13 protein-coding genes are annotated in these 11964 nt (G+C 36.9%); 9 read left to right on the top strand and 4 right to left on the bottom strand.

Annotation, left to right across the window (positions count from 1 at the left end; genetic code table 11):
• The 3 genes from F9U64_RS02275 to F9U64_RS02265 form a co-directional block, all read left to right on the top strand.
• Window positions 1-916 (top strand): class II fumarate hydratase (locus tag F9U64_RS02275; protein ID WP_228275555.1); only part of this gene is annotated, 916 nt, incomplete at its 5' end.
• 90 nt (window positions 917-1006) lie between these two features.
• Complete coding sequence (locus F9U64_RS02270) at window positions 1007-1210, top strand: alpha/beta-type small acid-soluble spore protein (RefSeq protein WP_153401234.1); 204 nt, start codon at window positions 1007-1009, stop codon at window positions 1208-1210.
• Window positions 1211-1266: 56 nt separating this feature from the next.
• On the top strand, window positions 1267-1524 hold the full coding sequence (locus F9U64_RS02265) for a hypothetical protein (RefSeq protein ID WP_153401233.1): 258 nt from the start codon (window positions 1267-1269) through the stop codon (window positions 1522-1524).
• Between the two features lie 38 nt (window positions 1525-1562).
• On the opposite strand, the gene F9U64_RS02260 is transcribed toward F9U64_RS02265, so the two are convergent.
• The 4 genes from F9U64_RS02260 to F9U64_RS02245 form a co-directional block, all read right to left on the bottom strand.
• Window positions 1563-2663, bottom strand: a complete 1101-nt coding sequence (locus F9U64_RS02260) for an ABC transporter ATP-binding protein (protein ID WP_153401231.1) — start codon at window positions 2661-2663, stop codon at window positions 1563-1565.
• Between the two features lie 170 nt (window positions 2664-2833).
• Window positions 2834-3736, bottom strand: a complete 903-nt coding sequence (locus F9U64_RS02255; protein ID WP_153401229.1) for a PucR family transcriptional regulator — start codon at window positions 3734-3736, stop codon at window positions 2834-2836.
• 116 nt (window positions 3737-3852) lie between these two features.
• Complete coding sequence (locus F9U64_RS02250; protein WP_153401228.1) at window positions 3853-4032, bottom strand: hypothetical protein; 180 nt, start codon at window positions 4030-4032, stop codon at window positions 3853-3855.
• Between the two features lie 51 nt (window positions 4033-4083).
• A complete protein-coding gene (locus F9U64_RS02245; protein ID WP_153401226.1) occupies window positions 4084-5382 on the bottom strand; it encodes a YheC/YheD family endospore coat-associated protein in 1299 nt (432 codons plus the stop codon).
• 139 nt (window positions 5383-5521) lie between these two features.
• Between F9U64_RS02245 and F9U64_RS02240 the strand changes: the two genes are divergently transcribed.
• The 6 genes from F9U64_RS02240 (at window position 5522) to F9U64_RS02215 (ending at window position 11896) form a co-directional block, all read left to right on the top strand.
• Window positions 5522-6658 carry a DUF445 domain-containing protein gene (locus F9U64_RS02240; RefSeq protein WP_153401224.1) on the top strand — a complete coding sequence of 379 codons (1137 nt, stop codon included), beginning with the start codon at window positions 5522-5524 and terminating at the stop codon, window positions 6656-6658.
• A 117-nt stretch (window positions 6659-6775) separates the two neighbouring features.
• Window positions 6776-7126 (top strand): YlbF/YmcA family competence regulator, encoded by a 351-nt coding sequence (locus F9U64_RS02235; RefSeq protein WP_153401222.1) that lies wholly within the window; start codon window positions 6776-6778, stop codon window positions 7124-7126.
• Between the two features lie 192 nt (window positions 7127-7318).
• On the top strand, window positions 7319-8311 hold the full coding sequence (locus F9U64_RS02230; RefSeq protein WP_153401220.1) for a hydroxyacid dehydrogenase: 993 nt from the start codon (window positions 7319-7321) through the stop codon (window positions 8309-8311).
• Between the two features lie 353 nt (window positions 8312-8664).
• A complete protein-coding gene (gene thpD, locus F9U64_RS02225; RefSeq protein WP_153401218.1) occupies window positions 8665-9597 on the top strand; it encodes an ectoine hydroxylase in 933 nt (310 codons plus the stop codon).
• 123 nt (window positions 9598-9720) lie between these two features.
• Complete coding sequence (locus tag F9U64_RS02220) at window positions 9721-10620, top strand: ABC transporter ATP-binding protein (protein ID WP_153401216.1); 900 nt, start codon at window positions 9721-9723, stop codon at window positions 10618-10620.
• Window positions 10613-11896, top strand: coding sequence for an ABC transporter permease (locus F9U64_RS02215; protein WP_153401214.1), 1284 nt, complete (start codon window positions 10613-10615; stop codon window positions 11894-11896). The genes F9U64_RS02220 and F9U64_RS02215 overlap by 8 nt, the downstream gene beginning before the upstream one ends.
• Window positions 11897-11964 lie beyond the last annotated feature (68 nt).

The raw sequence follows: 11964 nt of genomic DNA, 5'->3' as shown, positions 1-11964 counted from the left end.
AGTGCTTCCCGCATTGCTTACTTTAAAGGCAACATTAAAAGAAAAGATGGAAGCGTTTCAGGATGTTGTCAAAATTGGCCGTACCCATCTTCAAGATGCAACACCATTAACATTGGGGCAAGAGATCAGCGGTTGGCATCGCATGCTGGAAAAAACGGAACAAATGATTGAAAACAGTTTACCATATGTGAAAGAGCTGGCAATTGGCGGAACAGCTGTAGGAACTGGATTGAATGCACATCCGGAATTTTCCGAACGAGTAACAGAAAAAATAAGCGAATATACTGGAAAAGAATTTATATCAGCTCCAAATAAATTTCATGCATTAACTAGTCATGATGAACTTGTTTTCGCTCATGGAGCATTAAAAGGATTAGCTGCAGATTTAATGAAGATTGCTAATGATGTAAGATGGTTAGCAAGCGGTCCTCGTTGCGGAATTGGTGAAATTACCATTCCTGCAAATGAGCCTGGAAGTTCGATTATGCCTGGAAAGGTTAACCCGACTCAAAGTGAAGCAATTACGATGGTAGCGACACAAGTAATGGGCAACGATGCTGCAATTGGTTTTGCTGCAAGTCAAGGTAACTTTGAACTTAACGTGTTTAAACCAGTAATAGCATATAACTTCCTGCAGTCTGCTCAGCTTTTGGCTGACAGTATGCTATCATTCAATGACCGTTGTGTTGTCGGATTAGAGCCGAATTATGAGCAAATTGAAAAGAATCTAAATGATTCATTAATGCTTGTGACAGCACTTAATCCACACATCGGTTATGAGAATGCCGCAAAAATAGCAAAAAAAGCATTTGCTGATAATTCTACATTAAAAGAAGCTGCAGTGGAATTAGGCCTGCTGACAGGAGAACAATTTGATGAATGGATTAAACCGGAAGAGATGACATATCCAAAATAATATTTGGTGTGACTGGTTTAAATTACTAGAAAAATAAAAGCATATAGATCATCTTTTTGTTCACAATATGTGTACAGGAGGTGAACAAAGATGGCAAATAACAATAGCTCAAATAACTTAGTAGTGCCAGGAGTACAACAAGCTCTAGATCAAATGAAATATGAGATCGCTCAGGAATTTGGTGTAAACCTAGGTGCAGATTCAACTTCACGCTCTAACGGATCTGTTGGTGGTGAAATTACAAAACGTTTAGTTACAATGGCTGAACAACAATTCAACAACGGGCAACAATAAATAAAAAGGGAGACGCAGCGGTTGTCAGCGTCTCTCTTTATTATTGAGGGGTTATGATGTATCTATGTTATGTATGTAATGGTCTGGAAAAGTTAGATGCACAATGTCCGCAATGTCAGAAGAGTATGCACGATGCTGGCAAAGTGGTTGATTATTATGGTGATTATGCAGCATATATAGACATTCATGATGCGCAGCTAATTGACGGTATACCAAGTTCTGCGGAAGAACATCAATGTGTGCATCTTGGAATATGTTCTGCTTGTAACTATATGGAAGAAGTTATAGTTAATGAGAAAACTCTAAAAAATTAAAAAGCGCAAAACCGGATGGTCTGCGCTTTTTTAATGTGTTATTTAATTCTAGCTTCTGAGTCTTTGTCAAAGAAGTGGCATTTGTGCATATCAAATGCAAGATCAATTTTTTCTCCGCCGTGAATGTCTGTACGAGAGTCAACACGTGCGACAAATTCCTGCTCATTTAATTCAGAGTAAAGATAGGATTCAGAACCCATTAATTCCGCAACAGCGATAGTTGCTGTAATTTTTGCACCTGGGTTGGCATCTAAGAATACTGGCTCATCATGAATATCTTCAGGACGCACGCCTAATACGATTTCTTTACCTACATAACCTTGTTCGCGAAGCACTTTCATTTTACCTTCAGGAATAGACACTTTTGTATTACCTAAAACAATATTTCCATCTTCTAATGTACCATTAAAGAAGTTCATTGCAGGGGAGCCGATAAATCCGCCAACGAAAATGTTATTTGGCTTATCATATACTTCTTTAGGTGCACCTACTTGCTGAATAAGACCATCTTTTAATACAACAAGGCGAGTTGCCATTGTCATCGCTTCTGTTTGATCGTGTGTTACATAAATAGTAGTTGTTTGCAGGCGGTGGTGTAATTTTTGAATTTCCGCACGCATCTGTACACGAAGTTTCGCATCCAAGTTTGATAAAGGCTCATCCATTAAGAATACTTTCGCATCACGTACAATGGCACGTCCTAATGCCACACGCTGACGCTGACCACCGGAAAGTGCTTTCGGTTTACGATCTAAGTATGCTTCCAAGCCTAGAATACGTGCTGCATCTTTAACACGACGCTCAATTTCATCTTTTTTGAATTTACGTAATTTCAGACCAAATGCCATGTTATCATATACATTCATGTGTGGATACAATGCGTAGTTCTGGAAAACCATCGCAATGTCACGGTCTTTTGGTGCCACTTCATTCATCAGTTTTCCATCAATGTAGAATTCTCCGCCAGAAATTTCTTCTAATCCTGCGATCATACGAAGTGTTGTTGATTTACCACAACCTGATGGACCAACAAATACGATAAACTCTTTATCAGCAATTTCCAAGTTAAAGTTATCAACTGCTTTTGATGCGCCTTTGTCATATACTTTATCAATATTTCTTAAAGATAATTCTGCCATTTCATTTCCCTCCTGAATTGTGAAAACGTTATCTATGTCTATTAGTTTACAAATAATCCGGCCAACCGTAAATAGCTACCGTGCACAAAAAATACCGAGTCATTTGTGCACGTTTACTGAAAACGCATTCATGGGCAGTTTGTTTGTTACATATGCACAAAACAGCAGATTTAATTCCATTTGTTTTGCATAAGTAAGCACAAATAAACAGCCAAAGCTTGATCAAATTGTTTTACATCAATACCGGTTTTTTCAATAAACTTATCTACTCGATATTGCAGGCTGTTGCGGTGCATGAACATTTTCTTGGCAGCTAACGTTGTATTCGAATTAGATTCCAAGAAGACTTGGACTGTTTTTAATAATTCTTTATCATCTTTTACTTTGGCAAGAATAGAATCAAAAATTATCTGCTGCTCCTTTTCCGTTAAGTTATGCAAAATTAAATAAGGGACAACGCTGTAATAATGAATGACAGGCTGTTGCAGCTTCTTTGTTAACTGATAACATTTGCTTATCCATTGGTAAAAGTCATAAGCTTTCTTTATTTCATATATCACAGGTCCTACAAACAGCTGGATATTCATATAAAAGTCAGTTGTTAATACTTCTATAATCTCCGTGTAGGAAATCTGTTCTTCCGGTGTATTCTCTGCTTCTTCAATAATTAAGACACCTTCATGATTATTCTCCCACAATATGGGTGTTTTTTGTGGGAAAAGTCCATAAATCGCTTCTCTGAAACCATCGGGATCAACAGTTTCATCAGAGAAAGAGAAATAAACAAAATGAAATCTCTCCATTTTATCATCCACCAGGGTTTGAGGAATTTCCTGATGAAAAAGAACATCCATCCAGAGTTTCTCACGTTGGCTGGTAGGAGGTTCATTTGCATGATATGGTGTGAGCAAAATGTTTAATAATGCTTCTTCGCGCTGGGATAGTTCGGTTTTAGAGATACCGATAATGTCATTCTCATTTGTCAAAAACCATTTATAATCATTGTATTCTTTTAGCATACTATCAGTAGCTCTAATTAATTGTGGGAACATCTCTTGTAATTGCTTTAGCATAGATTCTGGCCTCTTTCATTAATACTTGTCCATATAAGTATAACAAATATGACGAAAAAAGCAGATACAAAGAAATGAAAAATCGCACATTTTAGATAATGTGCGAAAAAATCAGGTTAATCATCACTTTCAGCCGGGAATGGATTGTCTTCTTTTGGCAGGGATCTAGCCTGTTCTATCTGCATTCTGCCATGAATACTGTAGGTTGTTCCGCCAGCCATTCCCTCATTAATCATACGATCTACATCTAATTCATATTCTTGTCGTGCATCTTTTTCTTTAGATGGTTTTGCCATACATATCCCTCCTTACCGCATTAGTTTGTGCTCGATATAGAGGGTGCATACTTACTTATTCTGAAGAAAATATGCATAACGATATAATAAACGGAAAATATTGTTTCTGTCACTGTGATAATCAGGCTGGTCGAATATATTCCAGCCTGGTTTCGCATTTACTTCAAGCAGCCAGATCTTTTTTTCTTGATCAATCCCTAAATCAAATCCCAGTTCGCCAATTTTCCCTGAGTAATATTTATCAATAATCGCGCTCAAGGAAAGGACCGTTTCCTCTATTTTGTTTAACAGGATGGTTGCTTCTTTTTCAGAGAAAATATCATAGATGTTCCTAATCGAAGCACCTCTGGAAACATGTGTGGTAAATAGGTGGTCCTCTGCCTGTCTGACATAATGGAGCGACATTTCCCAGCTGTTGTTTTCATTTTTATTTGTATGGATCCGCAAATCAATCTTCTTACTGTTTTTCATATACAGTGGGATTGCTTCCTGAATGACATAGTTTCTGAATCCATTAGGGAAGTGGGTGTCCATGATGGACTCAATATCCGTATGTCTGCTTTTTTCAATTTTCTTTTCGATATAGAAATGTACAGTGTACTGCTGATTGCTTTTGGAAATATGATAGATGCCGTTTCCTTTACTTCCATGGATTGGTTTTAAATAGATATCTCCATTGTCAATCCATTCATCTAGTGTCCTTGCAGATGGTTGAAAGATAGTATGTGGTAATAAATAATGGACAGAGGTATCTTGCATGATAATTTCGTAAACCTGCCATTTGTTAAAAAATTCAGGATTAAATATAATAGAAGTTGATTGAAGCATCTGTTTTGCCTGCTTTACTTTAGGATGTGCTTCTAATTTTCGGTTTGGGAGACGATTATAGATGACTTTTGGAATTGGCTGGACAGTACTTGTCCATTGATTATCTTCAAAGAAATATCCTCTGATCTTATTGATCTGAAAGTCAATGTCTTTATAACCGAACAAGAATGTTTGAAAACCGTATAATTTGCCGATCTGTGTCATTTCAAGGAAAGTAGCTGCATGCCTTTCCATCTGCCGCCTGCCTGCAGTTAATATGCCAAATTGGTAATGTACCATACAGGATTGATCCTCAACGACGAACTGATAATATTTGTTAGCCTGAAACTGCAATTGTTTCATTAACTCTGATGAAATAAAGATCGTCTGGTTATCTTTTTTGTGGCTTAGCCAGTCACAATAAACATAGCAGGGACCATTGACCATTCTTCGTACATTTTTATAAACGTGGTATACTGAATTAGGCACAATAATTCTATTTTTAGTATTGGGATACTCCTTTACTTTGAATTCATATAACATAAGACATCCACCCTTTAAAAATTTCTCATAATTTAATCCATTCTATGCTTGAGTTGGGTTTACTATACATTTGTACCACGTTAGGAAAGCAGAAAATTTCCGGACGCGAGTTTATTTAAAAAGAAAGGCAGGAATATAGATGAGTGTTTTTATTACATTGTTACTGATGGTCATTATTGGAGGGTTGATTGGCGGTGTAACCAATTCACTTGCGATTAAAATGCTTTTTCGACCATATGAAGCTAAATATATTGGAAAGTGGAAGATACCATTTACACCTGGCGTCATTCCGAAACGCCGTGATCAACTGGCCATTCAGTTAGGGGAACTTGTTGTCAATCATTTAGTTACAGCAGACAGTCTCCAGAATAAATTGCAGGAAAAAGAAGTGAAAGATCAAGTTATCCAGTTATTCAACAAAGAATTTCATCATTTCCTGAGAAAACAGCTGACTGTTGACATGCTGCTCAACAAGCTGGAAATTTCAATCGATAAAGATAAGATGGAGAAAAAGATTGGTGACTTTGTTCTGAAGAAGTTTGAGGAATTTATCGATCAACATAGTAATAAGTCATTGGAAGACTGGTTAACAACAGGAGCAGAAGAGGAGATAAATAGTCAGCTGGAGCAATTGACCCACCATGTATACAAGCAAATCATTGTATTGATTAATCAGCCTTCAACAAAACAGAAGATCGAACAGATGATTAATGAATATGCCCAGTCAAAAGGTTTCTTTGGCAACATGTTATTGTCGATGATCAGCGGGGAGGATTTGTCTGCAAAAGTTCAGGACCTGTTAACAGATTACTTCAGATCAGAAGATGGATATTCTATGTTACAAAGTGTGCTGGATAATGAATGGAAAAAGCTGAAACAAAAACCGTTATCTGATTTTCAGCCCTTTTTGGAGAAGGCTTTTGTAAAGGACGCGATTCGCGATGTAGTTATTCGCAATATTCCTGTTGAAAACTGGTTAAACCAGCCGGTGCAGACATTCATTCTTCCATTACAGACGAAAATCGAACATAACATCCTGCCTAAGGTAGTTGATTTGTTATTAGCAAAACTGACAGAAAATGTTCCAGCCATCTTAGCAAACCTTAAAGTGGAAAAAATGGTGGAGAAACAAGTTGCTTCATTTCCGACAGCAAGAATCGAAGATATCATCTTGTCGATTTCGAGAAAAGAGTTTAAATTGATTACATATTTAGGCGCACTGCTCGGTGGGGTAATTGGACTAATTCAAGGAATTCTGTTTGTATTGGTTGGATAAGTGATTAATCTTTGTTATAGTGGGAAAGTAGATTTAGAATAAGCGGCTGACTGTCTTATAGTTAGCAAGAACTGCAGTCAGCATGTAACGCGAATTAATTTAGGAGGATTTATTTTTATGGCAAATATCCATGATAGCGCACATGAATTAGAAAAAGCAATCCAGGAAAGCGAGGAATTCCAGGATTTAAAAGCAGCATATGAAAAAGTAATGAATGATCCATCATCAAAGCAGATGTTCGATAATTTCAGAAATACTCAATTAGAATTACAGCAAAAACAGATGCAAGGATTAGAAATTACCGAAGAAGAAGTAGAAAAAGCGAAAAGTGTTGTCGAACTTGTTCAACAGCATGAAGATATTTCTAAGTTAATGGAACAGGAACAACGTGTAAACGTACTGATCAATGATATCAGCCGTATTATTACGAAACCACTGGAAGAATTGTATGGTGCGCAGGAAGCATAAATAAGAGACAGGATTGAAAGCATTGCTTTTGATCCTTTTTTTTATTTATGGACGGAAATAAGGAAGAGATACTATTAGGTATGGAAGCCTTTAGGGGAATCTTGTCAGGAAAACAAGTGCTAAGCTATAATAAATATAAAGAATTAAAGACAAGTGTGGACTTTTAACTATGAAATGGAGGAGAGTACATAAATGAAAGCGATATATATTATGAACGATGATTCATTCGAATTGATTTATCCATTACAAATCAGAAAAGAAATTAAGAAGTTAGTAGATATAGATGAAAGGCAGTTATCACAGGACACATTACAGAATAACTACCATTTACTTAAAGATATCGATATATTAATATCAGGTTGGGGTGGTCCCAGGTTAGATGCTGAGTTTCTTGAGCATGCACCGAATTTAAAAGCAGTATTTTATGGAGCAGGTTCTATAAAAAATATGGCAACAGATCACATGTGGGATAGAGAGATTATCATTACAAATGCAGTAAAAGCAAATGCTGTTCCAGTGATAGAATTTACTATCTCGCAAATTGTGTTTTGTCTCAAGAATGGCTGGCAGTTCGTTCGAGACATAGAGCGTACGAAAACTTTTCCTCATAAGCCTTCTGCTATTGTTGGCGGTTTCGGAAGTACTGTTGGAGTTATCTCTTTAAGTACAATTGGAAAAGGGGTCTGTGAGTTATTAAAACACTTCGATCTGAATGTAATCGCTTATGATCCTTTTGCCAGTCAGGAAGAAGCAGAAAGGCTGGGAGTGAAGTTGTGCAGTCTTGACGAGATCTTTGAACAATCAGACATTGTATCAGTGCATGCTCCTCTGCTGGATGAAACAAAAGGAATGATTACAGCCAGTCATTTTGCTAAGATGAAACAAGGTGCCAGCTTTATCAATACGGCACGTGGAGCAATTGTTAAAGAAGAAGAAATGATCAGTGTGTTAAAACAGCGCGAGGATATTACAGCGGTATTAGATGTCACAGATCCTGAACCGCCAGCTCCTGAATCACCTCTATACCTTATGCCCAATGTTATCTTAACCCCGCATTTAGCAGGCAGCCATGGAAAGGAATGTGCAAGAATGGGGCATTATATGCTGCAGGAATTAGAACGGTATGTAAAGAAGGAGCCGCTACAGTGGCAGGTTTCACGCGAGGAATTTTATTTGCAGGCATAATATGATCAAAAGAAGCAGAAATAGAAATAGTTTGTTCAATATTATAGAAGAATGCAAAGCGATTGATGGGATAAATTGTTAGAAGAGAAATAAAAGAGGGAAAAAGCAGTACAAAGACGGATAAAGTCTGTACTGCTTTTTATTATATTGTGAGTTTGATTACTTATATTTTAGGGAAATGCAGATATAAAGCGGAATAAATGGAAAAATATCGTAATAAGCAGGTATTTGTCACAGATGAAGTGAAATTGAATGTTATAACCTTACATTGGTTGTAAAAAGAGTTGTCTAACCTGTGTTAGGAGATTATACTGAATACGTAAAATCTAATACCGACAAGGAGTGTTTGAATTATGAAAGATTTGTATCCTTCTAGAATCAAAGGGATGCCTGCCATTTTAGAAAGAAAAGATCCGATCATTCACAGCTCCAACAAGGGAGATGGGCCTTTAAGTGAGGTGGAGTTAGATTTTTATGAAGACAATGGTTACCTTTTTATGTCTAATTTTTTCTCTGAAGATGAGGTAACTTTACTCCAGCAAGAGTTGAGCCGTAATATGAATGACAATAAAGCATCAAATGAAAAGCATGTTGTAAGAGAAACTGGGGGAGAGGAGATCCGCTCCGTATTTGATGTTCATAATAATGATGAATTTTTCCATGATTTATCTTCACATGAAAGACTTGTTCATATTGCACAACAGCTGCTCGGCAGTCAGGTTTACATAAACCAGTCCAGAATTAATTTGAAACCTGGTTTTAAAGGGAAAGATTTTTACTGGCATTCTGACTTTGAAACATGGCATATGGAAGATGGAATGCCGAATATGCGTGCAGTAAGCTGCAGCATTATTCTGACAGATAACTATTCGTATAATGGACCATTATTGTTAATTCCAGGGTCTCATCGTTATTTTGTTCAATGTGTCGGAGAAACACCAGAAAACCATTTCGAACAATCACTAAAAATGCAGAATCTTGGTGTACCTGACCATGACAGCATTAATTGGCTGCTTTCAAAAGGCGGCAAAATTGACAGTGCAACAGGGCCTGCAGGGTCTGTTTTATTTTTTGAATCTAATACTATGCATGGTTCCAACAGCAATATATCCCCACTGCCTCGCAGTAATGTATTCTTTGTGTTTAACAGTGTGGAAAATAAGTTAGTCGAACCGTTCGCAAATATTCCAGCAAGACCGGAATTCATCGCAAATCGTACAAATGTAAAACCAGTGGAACCAAAACAGATGGATTTGAAAAAGAAGAAAATTAGTATACAGTCTTAAATGTTTAACCCCGATAACATATGCTTATTGGGGTTTTAACATATTTTAACAGACTGTTTTTTTATGTTTTACTGAAACTTTTCCATCATCTCCCCGTATATAAGAATGAAAGAGGTGGTCTCATTGACATTATTATTAGAAAATGTAACCAAAAAGTTTGGATCTTTTACTGCAGTTGACCAACTGTCCTTAGAAATAAGGGAAAACAATATCTTTGGATTTCTTGGGGCAAACGGTGCTGGAAAGACAACAACATTTCGAATGATTCTTAACTTGATTGATCCAACAAATGGCTCAGTTACATGGAATGGAAATAATATTACCTATCATACAAGTGATTCAATCGGTTATTTACCAGAAGAGAGAGGATTGTATCCTAAATTAAAAGTCAAGGACCAGCTTGTCTATCTTGGGAAGCTGAGAGGAATGACAAAAAAAGATGCTCAAAATGAATTGAGTGTATGGTTAGACCGGTTAAAGGTTCCACAGCATTTAGATAAAAAAGTGGAAGAACTGTCAAAGGGAAATCAGCAGAAGATTCAATTTATTTCAGCTGTCATTCATAAGCCAAAATTGCTCATTTTAGATGAACCCTTCTCTGGTTTAGATCCTGTGAATGTGGAAATATTGAAAGATGCGGTAACAGACTTGAAGAATCAAGGCACAACGATTGTATTTTCGTCCCACCGGATGGAACATGTGGAGCAGTTATGTGAGAACTTATGTATGTTGAAAAATGGTAAACGAATTTTACACGGAAACATTAGAGAGATCAAGCGGTCATTTGGCAGGAAAAACTTGAAAATTGAAGCAGATTTTGACCTTGATTTTGTCAAACATCTGGCTGGTGTAGTAAAGGTGCAAACTTATTCATGGGGAATTGCATGTCAAATTGAGAATGAAGAGGTTTCGCAATATATTCTGCACGAACTGCTGGGCAAAGGTTTTGTTCGCAAGTTTGAATTAGAAGAACCAAGTTTAAATGATATTTTCATTGATAAGGCTGGTGAGTCTTATGAATAAATTTATGACTGTATTTTTGCACACATACCTTTCAAAAGTGAAAAAGAAGTCATTTTTAATTACAACTGGAATTTTTCTTGTCTTTATTTTCCTTTTAGCAAACATTAATACTTTTGTAGATATGTTCAGCAGTGAAGAAGGAACAGCTGATAATACTACAGTTGCGGTTGTTTCGGAAGAGCAGACAATTATGGATCAATTGAATCAAAGGCTTGAAAACGGTGAATCGAATTTCCAGGTAAATGAACTGGAAACTTCCATAGACGATGCAAAACAATTGGTAACAGATGGAACGTATGCAGGTGCTCTTCATATTACGTTAAGTGAACAAGAATTACCTGTTGCCACCTATTATACGAATGATACAACGAACTTTGCCATTGAATCACAGCTATCTCAGGAGCTTGAACAAATCAAAGTAGCAATGGCAGCAAACCAGGCAGGTATTGATCAAAGTACTATTTCTTCCATTTATGAACCAATGCAATTTAACACCGAGCAAATAGAAGCAGACGGAGGCGGCGGAGAAGAATTAGTTAAGACGGAAGAAGAACTCAACGGGACTCGTGGATTAGTATACGTGTTGTTGTTTTTGCTCTATTTTGCTGTTATCTCTTACGGGAATATGATTGCTACAGATATTGCAAATGAGAAAACGTCACGTGTAATGGAGATTTTAATTTCCAGTTCCTCTCCTGTCAGTCAAATGTTTGCTAAGATATTAGGGATTGGTTTAGTAGGATTAACACAAATGACCATCTTTTTAGGGATCGGCTACTTAATTATCACACAAAAGCAAGAAGAGTTAGTTGGAGGCTTCTTTGAGGTATTTGGTTTATCTGATGTCAGTGTTTCCACATTTGTTTATGCGTTTATTTTCTTCCTGCTTGGCTATTTCCTTTATGCAACATTGGCTGCAATGTTAGGTTCATTGGTAAGTCGTACAGAAGACGTTCAACAAATGATGTTGCCGGTAACTCTACTGATTGTGGCAGCATTTATGATTTCAATGATTGGCTTATCTGACCCAAGCTCGAGTTTTGTAACGATCTCGTCTTATATTCCATTCTTCTCACCAAGGACCATGTTTTTACGTGTCGGAATGTTAGATATTCCGATGTGGGAAATTGCGTTAAGTATTGCTATACTTATTATTACGATTGCACTGCTAGCAGTAATAGGAGCAAGAATCTATCGAGGTGGTGTACTAATGTATGGTACCTCAACCTCATTAAAGGATATTAAAAAGGCCCTGCGATTATCGAAAAAAGAATAAGCAACAATCAGGCCAGACTAATGAATAGTCTGGTTTTTTCTATTGTACGAGATTTACGAATTTCATTG

This window comes from Gracilibacillus oryzae (genome assembly GCF_009498735.1).
Taxonomy (GTDB): domain Bacteria; phylum Bacillota; class Bacilli; order Bacillales; family Amphibacillaceae; genus Gracilibacillus; species Gracilibacillus oryzae.
Note: the sequence above shows the minus strand (reverse complement) of the source record. Positions and strands in the feature narration are given on the sequence as shown.